This window comes from Roseofilum sp., assembly GCF_982964205.1.
Genome location: NZ_CEZBFX010000058.1, coordinates 1 through 19,228, shown reverse-complemented (window position 1 = coordinate 19,228; position 19,228 = coordinate 1). Strand labels below are relative to the sequence as shown.

Here is a 19,228-nt window from a genome sequence, read left to right as displayed (position 1 = left end):
CTCAATTTTTAAATAAATCATTCATTTCTATAGGGGTAACTTGATCGGCATAAACGGTGTCAATTGCATCTTGATGTTCATGCTCTAACTTAATGCGTCCCCGTAACTGAGGGATTAATACTGACCATTGAGCCTCACTTAAGTCCCCCACTAAAACAATTTCTGGCCCTTCACCGACCTCCATATTCTCTTCCATGAGCAAATTCATGGCTACGCTCGATAGGAGTAGATCGGCATCTTCGGCTTCTATATTAGTATGATAAATCAATAAGGTCATTTTAGCGCGATCAGGATGGCTAACTAGCCCTTTAATCACCTCTTGCAAGGCTAACCCAATCCTTTCTTCAGGTAGTGACCAGTCTGGAAATAGAATTAAGTTAATCTCTCGCAGATTTAAACGAGCCAAAGTTGCGTTCAGCAGTGCTAACTTCATAGTGTTGGCCATTTTCTGCCAGGAGAACTGCTTCACTTGTGCCAAACCTTTGGCAATAAATGAGCGACGAACCTTTGGTTTTTGCACTTCACAGAGTTGCTCAGCTAAACCCTCAACATCATGCGGATCGACATAGATAACTGCATCTCCTCCGACTTCTGGAAGAGAAGCCTTGGCACAGGTGATTACAGGGCAACCACAAGCTAAGGCTTCTGCCACTGGCATTCCAAAGCCCTCATACAAGGAGGGATACACCAAAGTCACAGCCCCAGAATAAGCGACTTTCAATTCTTCATCAGAGAGAATCAATGAATGTACCACGCTCCCTGAAGCATATTGTCTATACTTATTCCCCAGAGTTATACTGCTTCCTGTACAGACAATTTCAAAGCCTTGTTTGCTATGTAATTTTGAAAAAGCTTGGAAAAACAGCATAGAATTTTTATAATTACCACCCGCACCCACCAGCAGAAAATAAGGCTTAGTAATCCCATATTTATATTTAAATTCATTGATTTGGGTGGCTGTTGCTGGCGTAAATGTGGGAGAAACACCGCAATGAGCTACAGTAATTTGATCGAGGGGAATATCTGGGAAAAACTTCACCAGATCCCGGGCAGTGCTTTCAGAAATAGAAATGTAGGCATCTGCATGACTGATGGCATGGTGTTTTTCACGCCACATAGGTTCATTAACATTTGCACCTAGGACTTCTGGAATCATGTCATAGGCCATGAATATAGAAGGAGTCGATAGGGGGGTAGTATAGTAAGTGGAAATAAATACATCTGCCCCTTCTATATCGCAAACCTCCTGGAGCATTTGTTTATCAAGTTCTGTATTTTTGTAGTCATACCGAGGAATGGTTCTAGACTTAATTCCTGGAATGTGTGCAGTGTTTGCTCGATCTAGGAATACGATATGAGCGGCAAAGTCAGTTTTAGCCCATTCTGCCAACAGCGATCGCCACACGCGAGCAATCCCTGTATTATAAAGCTGGAAGAACACGCCATCAATCAGAATAGTTGGCGATCTCCTCTGAGCTTTTTTCGATGATTTGGAGAACTGGGGCTGCAAGAATTTCCAATTATCTGCTGTTACCTCTTTCTGGACTAAGGGAACGATACCCAATGCCTCAGCGCGATCAACTCTTGTCTCATCTCCCACCCATGAAAAATAATCCCGAAGATAAACCGGGAACTGAGATTCTGACTGTAGCGCTCTCCACTGGTTTACTGCATTCTGATAGCCGTAATACTGTTCTTTAAATCTTAATTGTTCCGGTGTCACATAGGCAAAATGCTGAAAAACCAAACCCTCTTGTTCTGTTTCATCATGAGTCAAAGGATTAATGGCAGCTATATTTTTAAACTGTCCATCGGGTAACGGTTCGACTAATATCGGAGGTTCATGGGCTGCCCAGACATATCCTGGTTTAAATCTCCAGGTACGCAACCAATCCTGTTGCGGATTTTGAGTGTAGCAGTTACGGGTACTAATGACCAAATTCTCTCCTACAAAGTACCAGCACCAGTAATAGGCGGCTGTTTTTTCGCCCTGCTCAATCAATAATCTTCTGCCGTTACAAATTTGCTCCAACGTCCATATTTCATCTACATCTATCTGCCACAGCAAACAGTCTTCTTGAATGTTGTTTAAAGGTGCATTCACCATTTCTCGCTTGCCATCCCAGAATGCACCCTCTGGTTTTCGATAAAGGGTTATATTTCCCGGATACTCTGCTTTGAGTCGATCCAAATACTCAGATGTCCCATCTTTACTCAAACCTTTGCGATGAATTTCATCCGTTATCTTTCCACCAAGTTTAACACTCCAACTCGTATCATGTTTGAGGTCTGCCACTCCTTCAATAATGTGCCAATGCCATTTGAAAGAAAGCTTTTTAAAGACTTCGATGTGGTATTTAACAAAAGGCTCTCCATTCAGAACAATAGTAAAAAAGTGAATCGGCATTTCCTGGAAAGCAATATAATTCTCATAAAATGAATTAGAATCTATAACCTTCTCTCCAATTCTACCATCATCTTCAATCCGATGACATTCATAACCATTTTCAATTAATATTTTGAATGTATCTCCCGCTTTTCTGTTTAATCCTTCGAGCATCTTTTGTGAGATCTCAAATTGAATAAATTTGATTTTCTTTTCTTTCAACAAGTTTATTGAACCTAAAAGAACATCAGATTCAGCACCTTCTACATCAATCTTTAAATAATCTATTATTTTGATTTCTTCTGTCTTACAAAAACTATCTAGACTAATTGCTTCTACGATTTCGGTTTTAGAAATCGGAATATTTTCTTGTGGATTTTCTGGATTTGGCATCTGTGGTGTGCCAATACTATTCCACACAGAATAGTCTTCTGGGAACTCATGAAACTCTATTTCCTTGTTTTCAGAAAAAACCGCCTTTTGAAATATCTCAACATTATTGGTATTGTTTAAGTCTTTACTTTTTAACCGGTCTTTGAGTTTGGCAAAAACTGTTGAAGTGGGTTCAAAAGTGTATACTTTACCAGATGCACCAACTAATTGACTTAACAATATCGAATAGTCTCCTAAGTTCGCGCCCACATCAAATACTGTCATCCCCGGTTTGACTAAAGTTTTCACCAGATGTTGTTCTTTGAGTTCATTATCAAAATGATGCTTAATATAACTTACGCTGCCAAAGATAGCATAACCATTCCGAAGTCTTTTGTTTTCCTGAAGCAAGGTATACTTTAAATCATTCAGCAATTGAGTATAATTTTGATAGTTTTTAAATGTATTGATGTCATCGAGAATAATTATTTTTGCGCCATAAATTTCTTCTAATTCTGCTATACCTGTAAATTCAGAGCCATCAATCAGAACCAGATCAAAAATATCTATGTTTTTTTCTGTCTTGATTTTTCTAATTCCATTGGTATCCACCTCTGATGTTTTCAGGTATTCAGTATCTGCTTTCCACCACTCTAATACTTGCTCAAGGGGATAAAGATTTAGATAGGTTTGTTGGGTTTGGTAAAATTCTCTAATTTCTTCTTCTGTGGGAAACTGTTCTAAGGCCACTGAGGAGACATTGTAGCAATGAACAAAAGGATAATTTTCATATCGCTTCTGCAATGCATCAAATCTGCTTTGGGAGACTTCCATGCAGTACAGATCGGGAGTTTGAGGATTCTCCATTAAGCCTGTAACAAAGGCTTCAGTGCTGCCAGAACCGGAAGAGGAACCTATTTCCAGAACGGTTTTTAGATCTGCTTCTCTAGAAATGGTTTGAATGGCTTGATATAATTCATCATTCTTAATTTCTGGGGGAATGAGTCTTTCTAAAGTTGATGGAGCTTCTGGCATGGCTTTATCTCCCAAAGCAGGGGTTTATCCTAAAAAAGTAACTAATGCTACTATGGTACTGGGCAATCAATACACTTAACTTATACTTTTAAATCTTCCCAATTTTGCCATAAAAGCGATCGCCCTCTACCAAATAGTGGTCAAATCTGGGGTTTAATTTAAGCGGGCTGTACATTCAAGGATGAGGCGCTGATTTTCGATCGCGTGGGGAACAAGTTCCGAGGCTTGACGAAAGGCTGCAATCGCCTCCCGATACTGAGCTAGAGCCGCATAACATAATCCTAGCCCATGCAGTGCCCCAAAGTGAATTGGATTTAAGCGCACTACCTCCTCACAATCGGCGATCGCCTTATCATACTCCCGGCGCATATAATGTAACACGGCTCTCCGGTTCCATGCTTCAGCAAAATCCGGCCAATCGTGAATCACTTCCGTTAACAGTTCTTCAGCTCTGTCGAAATGACCGGCATCCAATACTCTCTGGGCTTGTTGCAGTCGCTTTACTCCCATCATTCCTTTCTGGTTAAACCAGCGCCGCCATAGTTCCTGAATGGCTTGTTCGCGCACTGGTTCGGAATCACTCTGGAGATCGGATAGTAAACCATCTAGTTCTGGATCGCGCATGGTTTTCCACAAGAGCAGTTCTTTCTAGTTTAACTCTGCTCATGGGTTATTGGTTATTGCTCATGGGTCTTGTGCTAAAACTTCATCATTCCTGCTGCTCTCTGGAATTCAGAAACCTCACTGCTTCAATTTGATGGGCGATCGCCACCCGTTTGAGTTCCCCTTGAGGCGATAACAGATAAATCCCACTACCATTGCTGTAAGCCACTGTACCATCGGCCGCCAAATCATAAGCCAAAACACTCGTGGCTAACACCTCCGGCACGCCCTGGTTTCCTTGACGTACCAACTCCCAACTAGGGGGAACCAAGGGGGGAGCATCCCGATCTTCGGCATGTTGATTGGGGAGATTATCCAACGTTAACCAATCTCCCCAGATCCGCATCCGTTTGGGTTCTACCTTTTGTTGCGTTCCCGCAGCGATCAAAGGCTTGCCTGTAAAACTCTGGCTAAAGAAATTAAAAAACTGGAAAATAGCATAAGCCAAACGAACCGGAATCAGAAGAATATCCTTCAAAAATTGCCAGATATTAAACGAACGGTGGAACGAACGGTAGGGACGGCGAATATAATACAGTAGACCATCAGAACCAACTTGGGGCCCCAAAAAATCAGACTTGGGATCTTTCGCTAACGTAATTAAATCCTGTTGACGAAAATCCAACTTTTCAATTGAAAAGGGAGCGCGATTCACTACAAATCCCTCACCATTGCGACTGACTCCAGCCGATTGATACACTAAAGCTTTTTGATTCGGTATCCAGCGAGGCGCTAAATCAATGGAATCCCCTTCTGTAATGTCATTGGGACGCACACTATTGGGTGAGAGCGTAGCAATATTGGTAATTCCTGTCGGGTAAGCTTTGGTGCAGGCAATCAAATCATCCGAGGCACTATAATCTAAATGGCTAATCTGAAAATCTGCGTTATGAAAGAGCCGATCTTCGCGATCGCCATTGGGATCGAACCGAAATAAAGCCCCCATTTCCCCCGCTTCTAGGGCATAAAACAACTTACCCTCTCCGGAATTACACAGACTACTAATGGCTACTGGAATCACCGCTTCCGCCTGCTGTTCCAACTGAGCCATCGCTTGAGGAGACATCATCATCGAACGAATTCCCCTATCTTTCCAAGAATTCCGGCGTTGAGCCTGCAAGCGCTGGCGTTGAATCGATTGGCCAAACTCACTCTTGATTTCCCGAAATTGATTCTGAGCCTCTTGGAGATAAAGTTTACCTTGGGCAAGATAGGCAATAGGTCGAGACATGATAAGCGATCCAGAAAATATTGCGATCGATCTAACCTAATTTTATAGCGCTTTGTACAATAATGCCGGCTATTGCTAGTGCAATAAAAGTCTATTTCGCTTGGCGATCGCGGTTTCTCCCATATACGCCCATCCTACTGGCTACCTAGGCTGTGGATTAAGACCCGGCCGATCGAGGAAGAAAATCGTTAACTCCTCATAAAACTCACTACTTGAATTTACAGCACGATGGAGATGATCGCTAGGTTTGTCCCAATCGATTTGTACTGGTTTATAGGTCACATTCTTCGTTGGCATCCGATCATCATATTCAATGGCTAAAGTATGGCCTTGAAAAACCACTGTAATCCGATGGCATAAGTCATAATGCCATGGCGTTGCTTCGCCCGGCAACAGAGACATCTGCCGAATCCAAATGAAACCAAAACGAAACAGACATCTCTCAGACATAATAAATATATCCTTTCTTTATTGGAGAATGAGAAGAGCGTCAGGATTAGACTTTTTTCAGAAGTCAAGAAAAAGGCAATAGTCCCTCTAGCAATAGTCATACAGCGCTTTGCTTGCGTTATGGAGTACGATACCGAATCCCCAAAGCCATGTACCACAATCCTATTCCCCATTCCCTATTCCCTAGCGCAAAGCGCTATAAGAATCTAGGATTATTGCATTACTCTTCATTATCTGACTACTTAGACAAGAGATCTTATTTTACTGACGAGATTAAAGGCACATCGGAAATCGTTTGCTGCTCTGGAAAAAGAGACCGCAGTTTTTCGATATCTTCAGCGTCAATTTCCCAACCCAGTGCCCCTAAATTTTCTTCAAGATGCTCTGAAGTTCGCATCGTTGAAAGCGTAACGACATTAGGCTGTGAAATTAACCAGTTTATAGCAATTTGAGCAGGGGATTTTGCATATTTTTCACACATTTCATCCAAGATAGGAATACCACCAGTCGAGAGCAATCCTTTCTGAATCGGTCGCCAAGCAATTAACATCATGTTGTTAGCCTGACAGTACTCTAATAATCCAATAATTTCAGGTTCGCGAAACTTGAGATTATAATGCACTTGGTTCGCCACAATAGGAGCATCAATGAGTTTTTGTGCCGCTTTAACTCGCTCCGTGCTAAAATTGCTGACCCCAATATTCAAAATATAACCGTTATCTTTAAGATAAGCCATGGCATTCATCGTTTCTTCCATGGGAATATTAGGATTGGGTTCATGAATCAGATAAAGATCGAGATAATCGGTTTTCAATCGAGCCAGACTTTGCTTTGCTGATTCTATTAAGTCATTGTATCGAAGATGGGCAGATGAAACTTTTGAAACGAGGAATAGCATTGATCGATCGTAGCCTGATATGGCTTTAGCGATAACTTCCTCTGCATATCCCCCAGCATAAATTTCCGCAGTATCGATATGGGTTAATCCTGCATCAATCGCTCGCACAATAGAGTCCGTATCAGATCGCTCGCATCGGTCTGGACTCGGTTCCAGTTTACCTCCTAACATCCAGGTCCCCATGCCAAAAGCTGGCATAGAAAAGTTGATTTCTGGGATTTTCTTTTCAGGAATCATTATTTTATCCGAAGAACGCCAAGGTTTTTACTCTCCCATCACGGATTTTATCACCACCAAACAAATTTTTAGATTCGCTTTATAACCATATAGGAGTCTTACGTCTAGAATAGAAATCAACCCTCATCTCTCTAGCGATCGTGAATTACCCTAAATCTCCACCTATTCCCGCCAACCATCTCAACATCATGGGATATGTAGACGAGTCGGAAGTCAATGGTCCAGGATGTCGCGCTGTGGTCTGGGTTCAAGGCTGCACTCGCGCTTGCTCTGGCTGTTTTAATCCCGCTTCTTGGTCGTTTGAGATTAATCAACTGATCTCCATCAATACTCTAGCGGAACAAATTGCCAGTAATCCCCGCAATCAAGGGGTAACTTTTTCTGGAGGAGAACCTTTTTGGCAGGCTCCAGGACTGGCTAACTTGGCTCGTCAGCTTAAGGCGAAGGGATTCAATATTATGTCATTTACGGGTTTTACCGTAGAGCAGTTAAGGGCGAAAGGTGCGCCGGAAGGGGCACAAGAGTTACTCGATCAACTGGATATTCTCATTGATGGCCCCTATGTAGAATCTTTAGCAATTCATTCCCCCACTTCTCCGGTTTCTTCGAGCAATCAGCGCGTCCATATTCTGAATCCAGAATTTGAAAGTGCGATTAGTTGGGCGAGCGATCAAATGGAAATTCATATTCTCAAAGATGGTACTCGCTTAGTCACGGGGTATCGCGGCCAGATGACCTTGGCTGAATTATAGGGTTTCTTGACTCCCCAAACGCCAATTAAAGCCCTATGTACTACGTGCTAGGCAATGGGCAAGGCAAAACCGGGTTTGACTATTACCCATTACCCGCACAAAGCGCTACTTAAATAGTCCGCTGCCGAGTTGTTTGATTGCTGCTCCCGCTACTTCTGCATAGCTGAGTTGTCCACAGAGGATTTTACTCATGATTCTACTAGCGGCTGGTTGTTTAACGCCTACCCGATAACTGACTTTGGGGAATTTATAAAATACACCACTAATACGAGCAGCCCATTTCATGTCTGCTCCCCATTGTTCGGAAAGGGTTTGGGTGTAGGTTTCTAGGGCATTACCATTGCCACCGATCGCCCGATCGATCGCCTCTGCTGCTTGGACTCCGCTAAAAATGGAGGGACGGATGCCTTCTCCAGACAGGGGATCGACAATTTGGGCGGCTTCTCCAGCCACGAGGGCGTTTTGAGTGTGCAAGGGGCGATCGCCATCCCACAAGCGCACAGAATGCTCGTGATATTGAACCGTTCCCCCTTGGGCAATGCCACTCGATTGGGTATAGCTCTCTAGAGTCTCTTGGAGCTTTTTAGCATCTCCTCCTTGGAACGCAGTGGCGCTGATTGCATAGCCATCGTTTTGGGGGAAGTTCCAAATAAATCCATTTTTGAGGCTGCCAAAATCAAAGTGTAGGGGAGGGGTTTCCTCAAGGGTTAGCCCAGAGATGTGTAAAATGCCTGCCCGTTTTTCTTTACCCTGTTTGACTTTAAGCCATTTAGCCATCGGTCCTTTGGCTCCATCAGCAGCGATCAGATAGCGGCCTTCGATCGCTCCTTTGGCAGTTTTCAGCTCCCAGCGATCGCTTTTCCACTCAATTCCCGTTACTGGGGTGTCATCCTTAAGAACTGCTCCTTGATTTTGAGCCTGTTTGACCAGAAACTCATCGAAGCTATCCCGGCGCACGATGAACATCTGTTTTTCTTGTAGCTTGACGTTTACCGGATCGTCGAGTTGCCAGGTGTAGCGTAGTTGGTTCACCTTCAAGCTAATGACAGGGTCGAGATCAAAGTCAAAATATTCGGCGATCGCTGGAGACACTCCCCCACCACAGGGTTTATACCGAGGAAGAGCCGCTTGTTCTACGATCGCCACAGAACGGCCCCGTTTGGCTAAATGATAAGCCGCTGTTGCCCCAGCCGGCCCTGCTCCAACAATCATGCAATCAAACATAGGATAACTTTCTTCCAGATTTTGACAACTGTACAATAACACTCATTAACCGGTTTTTTGGCTTGTATTCCGGCAATTTCTGCTAGAGTCCTTTCGGCCTTTTCTCAACGTTTTCCTTGATTTTTGGGATTTTTTTATTTCCCTCAATAAATAAGTAGTATCACTGAACTCAAAATCAACAATCACAGACTAACATAAAGACAAACGACGACTTCATCAAGACTTCATAAAGACTATCGTAGTCTTACGGATTATCAAAGGAGAAGAGGATTATGACTTGGGATGTTTGCCTTGAATATGCCAATGGAAATCAAACCCTACTCAAAACCTATCGCCATCGGGAAACTGCACTCAAGCTTATTGATTTGATCTATTCGACCTATGGCTATCCCATGCATATTGCTTATATTGTGCGTCCAAGCCAAGCCAGCTTTAAACTTAGTTGTTCCCGCTTAACCCGGTAGTCAAGCGGGCGAAAAGAGACCGCAATCTTATACTTTGGTAATATCTTTCTCCTTGTCAGCTAACAGATCGTCAATTCTATTAATATATTTGTCTGTTAGCTTTTGAATCTCATCTTGTAAATTCCGAGATTCATCCTCAGTAATGTCACCATTTTTCTCTTTCTTGCGAGTATCATCAATTCCTTGACGACGATTATTGCGCACAGAAACTCGGCCTTCTTCTGCTAACTTGGCCACTTGTTTGACCAACTCTTTACGGCGTTCTTCAGTTAATTGAGGAATATTCAATCGCACGCATTGACCATCATTATTAGGAGTTAATCCTAGATCCGATAGAGAAATCGCTTTTTCAATCACATTTAACGATCCTTTATCGTAGGGTTGAATCATAAGGGTACTCGAATCCGGGGTACTAATATTCGCCAGGGATTTTAGAGGAGTCGGCGTACCATAATATTCAACCATCACTCGGTCTAGAAGCGAACTATTAGCCCGTCCAGTCCGAATGGTATTAAAAGAATGGCGAGTAGACTCAACGGCCTTCTGCATTAACTCTTCCACATCACTTAATTGCACAGGAACCTCCTACAACTGTTCCAACTGACTCTCCCATGACGGCGCGACGAATATTGCCTTTCACCGACAGGTCAAAGACCAAAATGGGAATATCATTATCTTTACATAAAGCGATCGCCGTACTATCCATCACTTGCAATTCGTGAGCCAAAACATGCTGATAGGTTAAGCTCTCATAGCGTTTGGCTTCTGGATTAGTTTTGGGGTCGCTATCATAGACACCATCGACCTTCGTCGCCTTAAAAATCACCTCTGCATTAATTTCGGCTGCCCTTAAAGCAGCCGTAGTATCAGTGGTAAAGAACGGATTGCCCGAACCCGCGCCAAAAATGACCACCCGTCCCTTTTCTAAGTGACGCATGGCTCGGCGACGGATATAGGGTTCTGCCACTTCCTGCATGGCGATCGCCGTTTGAACCCGAGTCGGGACATCCATTTGTTCTAGGGCATCTTGTAAGGTCATGGCATTCATCACCGTGGCAATCATACCAATATAGTCGGCTGTTGCCCGCTCCATCCCAGCGGCTGCCCCTTTCACACCCCGAAAAATATTTCCTCCACCAACGACAATGGCGATTTGTATGCCACTCGATACAACTTCTGCCACTTGTTCGGCAATATTATGCACGATCGCGGGATCAATGCCATAGGCCAGGCTTCCCATTAAGGCCTCACCACTAAGTTTGAGTAATATGCGCTGATAACCTGTCCCCATGCCTAGACTCTGTAATCTCCAGATCGATGATTGAATACAAATTGCTCTCACCTAAGATAGCAGATGTTGACAATCTTCCCGAACAGTTTTTTCAGGGTCTAGAATTTGGCTCAGGAGCGCCATTGAATGGGAGTACCGGCTAAGGATTCGGAAATGGGATAGGTTACCGGTTCTCCTTGCAACATTTGGGCGATCGCTCCACGGATATCTTCAATCCACTGCTTTACTGCGCTCTGCTCTTGAGTCATCCCCCGGCGATAGCATAATCTCCCCTCATGATTGAGTAGAAATAGCTCTGGAGTCTGAGTTGCCCCAAAACTTTTTGCCACATCTTGAGTTACATCCCGCAGATAGGGAAAATTAAGCTGATGGTCTTGAGCAAAGACCTTCATTTGCTCAAAATTTTCCCCTGAATTCTTGGAACCCTGATTGGCATTCATCCCCACCAAGGTCATCCCTTGAGGTTCTCTTTCTTGCTGAAGTTGCTTTAAATCCTCAAGAAGCTCAATAACATACGGGCATTGGTTACCCATAAATAGCACACCGATCGCCTGATATTTTTCCATATAGCGAGCCAGATGATGCACCCGATCATCCACACCTGGTACTTCAAAATCTGGCGCATAGCTACCGATGGGAGTTCCCATGTCTTCCATGACCACCATGCTCAAAACCTGTATAAATAACTATTCAAACAAGTTAACAAGAAACCGTATCCCCTGTAAACCAGATAGTCTTGAGAAACATCAATTCTAGTAGAACAGGCGCGATCGCATCCCGGAAAGCTTCTCGCTTCTATCCTATCGCGATCAATCCTTTCATATTTTTACAGTTCCATTAGTAATGGCTCATCATCAGGGTCTCCTGGGACAGGTTATAAACCATAGCTTTTATAAGCTTGTTGAACCGCCATCATCAGCTCCTTAGAAAGATGTCTTTCAATGTTCCTTATTAGCTCTAGATTCAGACAACTTCGGCAAAACAACTTGAGAAATTTCTGTAGCAGCTAATCTATTTCCCGCAATATTCCAATGGCTATCATTGGGTCGATATAGGCGAGTTGTTTCGGATGCCTGTTGGAAAGGTTCTAACAAGTCTAGAGAATTAATGTTCAGGGATGATAGTCTTTCGGCAAGCAACCGATTCGGCAAGGAGAAATCCAGTTGTTCCGGCTGCATATTCATCCCCATAACAACTTGATTTTGTAACTCCATATTCACTTGAACTTCATCCGGAATTATGACCACTAAAAGTTCTATATTTCGCTGTTTGGCTATCTCATTAATTTGATTGATAAATTCCATCGCGTAGTCAAACGTTTGACTAAATTCAGGGTTGTCTTTGATAAATATTTGACTGCGTCGCATCTCCATTTCCAGATAATTCTCATCACTGAAAACTTTCATATTATCGTCATAAACTATATTTTCCGGGAGTTCCCACTCTCCTTCATAACTTTTTTGGATCTCCCAGATGAATTTAAAAAATGAGACGACATAGGAATACGTGTAGAGGGGTTGAGATAGATTTCGATCTTGGCTATCCAAGAAATCATTACCCATGAAAAAGGAAACAATAATCATGTCAGGACTATAATTCAACCCCTCATTGACCAAGACCGCTAGATAATCTTTAGGATTGAGGTTAGGGATACCAAAATTATAAAGTTCTATCGATTGATTTTGTGCTTGCAATTGCTCTTCAACCAGCGTGTAATAATTTTCCTCATAGGGGACAACACCAAAGGCAAAAGAATCTCCTATCCCGACAATTCTGTATATCCCTTCTGCTTTTTGCTCCTCAAATTCCAAATCTTTATAACCCTGGGAATTCAAGGTGAAATCATAATGTTTAGAAAAAGGTTTCCCCCGAAAACGACCATAAGATTTGTCATAAAAAATAAAACTAGGATTGATATAATTATAAACTCGAAATCCAATCTCAGTAAAGATAAAAGAAATGACCGTGATAATCAAGAATTGTTTCAAAAACTGCTGAAAGGTCTTGAGGTGGGGCATAGTAGTATCAAAGAACCTAAAATTACATAAAACTAAGACTCAGTTTACCCTATTGTCTTCTGAGTATGGTGTCGGAGTGCTTCATCAATAATTTCTAGGCCTTTATCTAGGATGAAAAATGGGTTTCGCACCACATTTTTTATTTTTTGTCAAGTAAAATTCTGTAGAGAAGAGTTTCTCTGCGTGATGCATATCACAATAACTCTGGAGTCGTCTCACAGAAGCTAGTTTTTTTTTCGATTACTTTGGTTTTATATATTCGGATCTGGCGAGAAGGTCAAACAATTTAAGGTTTACAAGTCTGAATCGCCAGTGGCCAAGATTCTAGCTCTTTTGATTAAAATCTCAGTTTTAATACGATCATGTTTCAACCGACTACCATATCTTCTGGTTTCAATATCGCCGAACTAGTGTTTCAAGTTTGCCATACAGGGGAATTAACCTCTGACAACCGCAAACAACTGCAATCCGTATTGCTGCAACACTCGATTAGTGAAGAGGAACGCTCGGCAATCGATCGCTTAATCTATGCTACTCGTCGTGGATGGCTGAGGATTGCGAACTAGAGCCGTCTGAATTTGGGGTATGATCCAAGCAAATAACTGGCGCTCATCACATTCCCCACTACCATGAACATTCGGATCGGTAATGGTTACGATATCCATCAACTTGGCCCAAACCGCCCCTTGATTTTAGGAGGGGTAAACATTCCTCATGAACTTGGGTTAGTCGGCCATAGTGATGCCGATGTACTGACTCATGCCATTATGGATGCCATGCTCGGAGCTTTAAGCTTAGGAGACATCGGCCATTATTTTCCCCCCAGCGACCCCCAATGGAAAGGGGCGGATAGCCTAATATTACTGGGTCAGGTTAATGGCTTACTACTTGACCGAGGTTGGCAGGTGGTGAATATTGATTCTGTAGTGGTGGCCGAGCGCCCGAAATTGAAGGCTCATTTATCGGAAATGAGCGATCGCCTCTCAAACATCTTAACCCTACAACCCGATCGAATTAGCATTAAAGCCACCACCAATGAGAAACTTGGCCCAGTAGGTCGTGAAGAAGGGATAGCCGCCTATGCGGTTACCCTTCTGGAAAAGATATAACCATTAGCGAACTAACACTTACGCGCTCTTAAGCGAGTTCCTAAACCCAACAATCCTACACCCACTAAACCCAGAATGGCAGAAGGTTCGGGAACATCCGAAGGCTGATCGGATGGTGGGAGTGGAGCAAAGACATCATTGAGACCCGCCACATAAGTAATATCAGCATCAAGTTTAGTATTGATATCGAAACCACTACCTCCAGCATGGGTGAAAGCGGTATAGCTACCTCCAAGAAATCCTTGACCATCACTCCCACTCACTAAATCATTGGGAGCAAGGTTGCGAATACGAATGGCATCAATGGCATCTCCTGCGCCTAACCCAAAGGAACTTAAATCAAATACGGTGGCGAAGACTTGATACGTTGCAGAGAAGTGGTCACTAAACTGGTAGAGATATTCGCTAAAATCCGTTTCTCCAGCTTTACGAACAGAAACCGCAAAGGCTTCTGGCGCTCCAACACCACCATTTTCATGGACGACTAGGTCGTTGCCATCTTCATTGGCTAGGAGATTTCCCCCCCAATCTAACTCAATAATACCAACATTTCCGTCTTGTCCTAAATCGACAAAAGTTCCAGGTTCTTTTCCGAGAATTGCCCCCACCGTTTGACTGGTGCCTAAAAGTCCATTCAAGCTTGTGCCAAAAGAGTTCAGACTTCCAGATACTATCGACCCTCCAGTTACCGCATTGCTTTCATTCCAGGTCAAACTAGTCGATGAACCATCCCATTTCTGGCCACTTAAGGTGGCAGCATGGGCAGATTCAGAACCGATGGCAGTTAATGCTGTGAGCATCAGACCCAAACTCAGGGAAGATCCGAACCCAATGGACAGATGACGTTGATTCATGATGATTCCGTGAAACTTCTGGCTAAGGGACATAAATTTATAGAAAGCTAGAGGTATCTACCCCATAATTCCGTACTTTTCCCGATATTAGCAACTCTATTATGATGTTTTCGTGAATTTTCTGTTGATCCCTTAACTCATTAAGCAAGCTTGTCTCATCTCACGGGATTCCTGTTTTACACATCCTTCCATGGTTGCCCGTTACTCTGGCAGTTTTCCGGATCGAGATCCAGTGTTTTCCCGGATTTTTTATTTTTTCTTAAGAGTTTTTAAGGATAAATACTGAGTTTAGGGGTCTAAGGGGGTTGAACTGTCATGCCACTTGCCTAAAATCTGGCTTGATAAACGATTTAAGAAGATAAAAATTAGAATTCCCAAGATACCGATCAGTAATAATGCAGCAAACATACGAGGAATTTGTAGGTTATAACTGGCTAAGAGGATTTGATAGGCTAATCCTGAATTCATGCCACCTGTACCAGCAACGATTTCGGCAACTACAGCACCAATTAAGGCTAATCCACCACTAATGCGTAATCCAGCAAAAAAATAGGGTAACGCACTGGGTAGTCTGAGATACAGTAGGGTTTGCCATCGGGATGCTTGATAAAGTTTGAAGAGGTCTTTAAGGTTAGGATCGAGGCTATTGAGGCCAAAGGTAGTGTTAGAAACGATGGGAAAAAAGGCGATAATCCAAGCGCAGATGACTAGAGCGGCAAAGGTGTTATTACGCATCCAAATGACGATCAGGGGAGCGATCGCTGCCATGGGAATCGTTTGCAGTATAATTGCGTAGGGATACAAACTTTTTTCAATCCACTTACTCTGTGCCATAATCATTGCCAGGAATAATCCAGAAACCATAGCCACGAGAAAAGCAACGATCGTAATTTTTAAGGTAACGAGCATCGCAGGCAAGAGGATCGATCGATCTTGAATTAAGGTTTTAAGAATCAGAATTGGCCCCGGTAGAATGTAGCTCGGGGTATGGGTTAGGGATACAGAGATTTCCCAAACCGAGAGTACCAGTATTCCGAGAACAAGAGGAGCTAGGGTTTCTAGGGAAAACAAACGGCGCAATTCTGGCATAATCTAGTGAGGCGTGATGGCTTCAGATAGGGCGGTAGCGACTTGTTGGTAATACTCAGTATAGGCGATCGCTCCCCGAAAACTCGAATCGCGGGGATAGGGTTCGTGAATCGGAATTTCAGCAACGATGCGTCCGGGATCTGTTGCCATCACGATCACTCGATGGGATAAATAAACTGCTTCATAGATATTATGGGTGACAAATACAATTGTCCAGCGTTTTTGGCTCCACAAATTTAATAGTTCATCATTTAATTGAGTGCGGGTAATATCATCTAAGGCTCCAAACGGCTCATCCATTAATAATACTTGGGGATTATTCACCAGCGCTCTGGCAATAGAAACCCGCATTTTCATCCCTCCAGACAGTTGCCGGGGATAGGATTGAGAAACTTGATTTAACTGCACCAATTCCAGAGCTTCTTGAATCCTCTCCTGGGCTTTTTTCTGGGTCACACCGGCCAATTTTAGGGGTAAGTAAACATTCTGCCACACAGTTGCCCAAGGCATTAATGCTGCGTCTTGAAACACAAATGCGAGTTGGTTATTCTGTGGAGGCTTCTGCCAGTACAAAGTGCCGGAACTCAGGGAAGTTAAGCCAGAAATGAGGCGCAGCAGGGTACTCTTACCACATCCTGACGGTCCGACGAGGCTGAGAATCTCTGAGGGGTAGAGGTTTAGGTTGAGATCGGCGATCGCTAAATTCTGGTTATCAAAACGTTTGCTAACCTTCTCTAGAGTAGCGATCGGTTTTTTAGTCTCCATAAAGCTATCATTATTCAGAGCAATTTTAGATAATAGTCAACTCCCTTATTCACAAATTTCAGGGTATACGCTTGATGATAATCCACCCCTGAATCCACCATATCTAAATCAACTGTCGATTGGAAAAAAGCTTTCCACCGCTCATCAGTCATTGCACCAACGCCCAACATTTTCGCTTCTCCAGAGATAAGGATATCATACTCTTTGAGCTTCCTAAAGCTATAATCGAGTAAATCATCCGTCATTTCTGGATTATCTCGTTTAATCAACCGATTACCCGGTTTTGGATTGTCCAAATAACTATACCAGCCCCTAATCGACGCATCAACAAATCGGTGAACTAAATCTGGATTATCATTGACTAAATTGCGAGTCGTCGTAATCGTAAAAGAATAGGGATTATAACCCGCATCCGCTAACAGATGAACAATCGGCTTAAACCCCCCTTTTTGTTCAATTGTGTAGGGTTCAGACGTTAAAACTCCTTGTTGTGCCGACTGTTCATCAACTAAAAACGGAGTCACATTAGAATTATAGGGGCGAATTTGATTATCCCTAAATTCATAGTTTTGTTTCAGAACTGGCCAATAGGTAAACCGCGCCCCAGATGAAATAAAAATTGGTTTTCCTTTTAAGTCAGCCAGGGATTCATTGCCGACTCCTGGGTGGGTTAATAGCACTTGAATGTTTTTCTGAAACATTGAGGCGACGGTAACTAAGGGAATGTTCTGTTCTATGGCTTTGAAAATATTGAGAGAACTTCCCATGTTGAACTCTAGCGCACCTCCGAGGAGTAACTGAGTGCTATTGGTTTGGGGATTAACGGGGCGGATGGTTACATCTAAGCCATGCTTTTGATAAATTCCCGTGGCAAGCGCTTGATAAAATCCTCCATATTCGGCTTCGGCTTTCCAACTAAGGGCGAATTTTATCGAGTCTAACGAATTGATTTTTTGGGTACGAGGGGAGTTAACCGAGAGTAAACCACCGCCTAATCCAAAAGAACTGAGGTGTAGAAACTGGCGACGGGAGATAGGGGGGATTTGAGTCATATAGCAAACCTCAATGATGGGTACAAATTTTTCTGGTTTTTATTCAGCCTCAATACTTACTCAAGTTGTCCTATGCTAAGTTTTGTCGTTCGGAATATTGGGATTAAAAGCCAGATCGAAACTCGATCTAGCGGCTGTTTATCATCTATTGATTTACAGTTTTCTGGGTGGTTTCCCCAGAAATTTAAGGGTTACATCGAAAAGCGCTGTTATGGCATATCACGTCCATAACAGCCCAAGATAGAATATCTTGGCGCTTGCTTCATCAGGTCTTGTACTTGTTCGGCATGGTAGGAACTGCGGGTGAGGGGAGAAGAGACAACTTGCAGAAAGCCTAATGAGTCTCCGAAGACACGCCAAGCTTCAAATTCTTCGGGAGTTACAAAGCGGTTTAGAGGATAATGTTTGGGAGTCGGTTGCAGATATTGACCGATGGTGAGGATATCACAATCTACCTCGCGTAATTCGGTCATCACTTGGCGGACTTCTTCATCAGTTTCTCCTAATCCCACCATGATCCCTGATTTAGTGTAGATTGTAGGGGATAATTGTCGCGATCGCCTTAAGACCTCTAGAGAACGCTGATACTCTCCTTGGGGGCGCACTCGCCGATACAACCGGGGAACCGTTTCTGTATTATGGTTGAGAACTTCGGGTTGGCCGCTTAAAATTGTCTCTAGAGCCTGCCAATTGCCACAGAGATCCGGAATTAATACTTCAATCGTGGTTTGGGGCATCAAGGTACGGACAGCCTCAATACAACGGACAAATTGACTGGCTCCTCCATCAGGTAAGTCATCCCGATTGACGGAAGTAATCACTACATGCTTGAGTCCCATCCGTTGCACCGCTTCCCCTAACCGTTGTGGTTCAGTGGGATCGAGAGGTTGGGGCTTTTTCTCAAAATCAATATCACAATAGGGACAAGCTCTCGTACAAGCGGGCCCCATAATTAGAAAAGTTGCTGTACCCGCGTTGAAACATTCACCGATATTGGGACAAGATGCTTCTTCACAAACTGTATTTAAGCCTAAATCACGGAGGGTCGTTTTCACGTCACCCACTCGCTGCCATTGGGGAGCTTTAACCCTGAGCCAATCTGGTTTAACCGTCACCGTACTCTGTTATCCTGTGTTGAGTTACTGTACTTTATCCTAACAAGATTTAGCAATTTTCACCTCAATGGGGCGATCGCATGTTATCATCGAGCAAGTTATATGGTTTACCGGGATGTAGCGCAGCTTGGTAGCGCACCTCGTTCGGGACGAGGGAGCCGCAGGTTCAAATCCTGTCATCCCGATTTATAGAATAGCCTTTGGTTTCCAGTATTTGAACCCG

Annotated in this window: 19 protein-coding genes and 1 tRNA gene; 5 read left to right on the top strand and 15 right to left on the bottom strand. The window is 43.3% G+C overall.

The annotated features are described in order from the left end of the window. Position 1 precedes the first annotated feature (1 nt). The 5 genes from AC3A14_RS14870 to AC3A14_RS14850 form a co-directional block, all read right to left on the bottom strand. Positions 2-3,793: an FkbM family methyltransferase gene (locus AC3A14_RS14870; protein WP_487779045.1), complete on the bottom strand. Its 3,792-nt coding sequence runs from the start codon at positions 3,791-3,793 to the stop codon at positions 2-4. 153 nt (positions 3,794-3,946) lie between these two features. Further along, on the bottom strand, positions 3,947-4,417 hold the full coding sequence (locus AC3A14_RS14865; RefSeq protein WP_413039130.1) for a tetratricopeptide repeat protein: 471 nt from the start codon (positions 4,415-4,417) through the stop codon (positions 3,947-3,949). 85 nt (positions 4,418-4,502) lie between these two features. Then, on the bottom strand, positions 4,503-5,687 hold the full coding sequence (locus AC3A14_RS14860) for a hypothetical protein (protein ID WP_318732128.1): 1,185 nt from the start codon (positions 5,685-5,687) through the stop codon (positions 4,503-4,505). 141 nt (positions 5,688-5,828) lie between these two features. Then, a complete protein-coding gene (locus tag AC3A14_RS14855; RefSeq protein ID WP_487779044.1) occupies positions 5,829-6,089 on the bottom strand; it encodes a hypothetical protein in 261 nt (86 codons plus the stop codon). Positions 6,090-6,393: 304 nt separating this feature from the next. Beyond that, positions 6,394-7,272 carry an aldo/keto reductase gene (locus AC3A14_RS14850; RefSeq protein ID WP_318732126.1) on the bottom strand — a complete coding sequence of 293 codons (879 nt, stop codon included), beginning with the start codon at positions 7,270-7,272 and terminating at the stop codon, positions 6,394-6,396. Positions 7,273-7,460: 188 nt separating this feature from the next. On the opposite strand from AC3A14_RS14850, the gene AC3A14_RS14845 reads away from it, so the two are divergent. Next, positions 7,461-8,024, top strand: coding sequence for a 4Fe-4S single cluster domain-containing protein (locus AC3A14_RS14845; RefSeq protein ID WP_413039213.1), 564 nt, complete (start codon positions 7,461-7,463; stop codon positions 8,022-8,024). A gap of 105 nt (positions 8,025-8,129) precedes the next feature. Here the strand turns inward: AC3A14_RS14845 and AC3A14_RS14840 are convergent, their stop codons facing one another. After that, on the bottom strand, positions 8,130-9,248 hold the full coding sequence (locus AC3A14_RS14840; RefSeq protein WP_318732124.1) for a geranylgeranyl reductase family protein: 1,119 nt from the start codon (positions 9,246-9,248) through the stop codon (positions 8,130-8,132). A 272-nt stretch (positions 9,249-9,520) separates the two neighbouring features. Between AC3A14_RS14840 and AC3A14_RS14835 the strand changes: the two genes are divergently transcribed. Then, positions 9,521-9,712, top strand: coding sequence for a hypothetical protein (locus AC3A14_RS14835; RefSeq protein ID WP_318732123.1), 192 nt, complete (start codon positions 9,521-9,523; stop codon positions 9,710-9,712). Positions 9,713-9,739: 27 nt separating this feature from the next. On the opposite strand, the gene frr is transcribed toward AC3A14_RS14835, so the two are convergent. The 4 genes from frr to AC3A14_RS14815 all read right to left on the bottom strand — a co-directional run bounded on the left by frr (position 9,740) and on the right by AC3A14_RS14815 (position 13,021). Beyond that, on the bottom strand, positions 9,740-10,288 hold the full coding sequence (gene frr, locus AC3A14_RS14830; protein ID WP_318732122.1) for a ribosome recycling factor: 549 nt from the start codon (positions 10,286-10,288) through the stop codon (positions 9,740-9,742). Next, entirely contained in the window at positions 10,275-11,003 is a 729-nt protein-coding gene (gene pyrH / locus AC3A14_RS14825) for a UMP kinase (protein ID WP_271941792.1), read from the bottom strand. Before pyrH ends, frr begins: the two co-directional genes overlap by 14 nt. A gap of 110 nt (positions 11,004-11,113) precedes the next feature. Next, positions 11,114-11,668, bottom strand: coding sequence for a redoxin domain-containing protein (locus AC3A14_RS14820; protein WP_318732121.1), 555 nt, complete (start codon positions 11,666-11,668; stop codon positions 11,114-11,116). A gap of 273 nt (positions 11,669-11,941) precedes the next feature. Beyond that, entirely contained in the window at positions 11,942-13,021 is a 1,080-nt protein-coding gene (locus tag AC3A14_RS14815; protein WP_318732120.1) for an SGNH/GDSL hydrolase family protein, read from the bottom strand. Between the two features lie 362 nt (positions 13,022-13,383). On the opposite strand from AC3A14_RS14815, the gene AC3A14_RS14810 reads away from it, so the two are divergent. Both AC3A14_RS14810 and ispF read left to right on the top strand, forming a co-directional pair. Then, positions 13,384-13,587, top strand: a complete 204-nt coding sequence (locus AC3A14_RS14810) for a hypothetical protein (protein ID WP_318698382.1) — start codon at positions 13,384-13,386, stop codon at positions 13,585-13,587. A 63-nt stretch (positions 13,588-13,650) separates the two neighbouring features. Beyond that, complete coding sequence (ispF, locus tag AC3A14_RS14805) at positions 13,651-14,130, top strand: 2-C-methyl-D-erythritol 2,4-cyclodiphosphate synthase (protein WP_318732119.1); 480 nt, start codon at positions 13,651-13,653, stop codon at positions 14,128-14,130. A gap of 11 nt (positions 14,131-14,141) precedes the next feature. Here ispF and AC3A14_RS14800 read toward each other — a convergent pair whose 3' ends face one another. From AC3A14_RS14800 to lipA, 5 genes are all read right to left on the bottom strand, one after another. Continuing rightward, a complete protein-coding gene (locus tag AC3A14_RS14800) occupies positions 14,142-14,984 on the bottom strand; it encodes a PEP-CTERM sorting domain-containing protein (protein ID WP_318732118.1) in 843 nt (280 codons plus the stop codon). Between the two features lie 288 nt (positions 14,985-15,272). Further along, complete coding sequence (locus AC3A14_RS14795) at positions 15,273-16,073, bottom strand: ABC transporter permease (protein ID WP_318732117.1); 801 nt, start codon at positions 16,071-16,073, stop codon at positions 15,273-15,275. A gap of 3 nt (positions 16,074-16,076) precedes the next feature. Then, complete coding sequence (locus tag AC3A14_RS14790) at positions 16,077-16,838, bottom strand: ABC transporter ATP-binding protein (protein WP_318732116.1); 762 nt, start codon at positions 16,836-16,838, stop codon at positions 16,077-16,079. A 14-nt stretch (positions 16,839-16,852) separates the two neighbouring features. Further along, on the bottom strand, positions 16,853-17,890 hold the full coding sequence (locus tag AC3A14_RS14785) for an ABC transporter substrate-binding protein (protein WP_318732115.1): 1,038 nt from the start codon (positions 17,888-17,890) through the stop codon (positions 16,853-16,855). Between the two features lie 209 nt (positions 17,891-18,099). Further along, positions 18,100-19,005, bottom strand: a complete 906-nt coding sequence (gene lipA, locus AC3A14_RS14780; RefSeq protein WP_318732114.1) for a lipoyl synthase — start codon at positions 19,003-19,005, stop codon at positions 18,100-18,102. Between the two features lie 111 nt (positions 19,006-19,116). Between lipA and AC3A14_RS14775 the strand changes: the two genes are divergently transcribed. After that, positions 19,117-19,190, top strand: a tRNA-Pro gene (locus tag AC3A14_RS14775). The last annotated feature ends 38 nt before the right edge of the window (positions 19,191-19,228 follow it).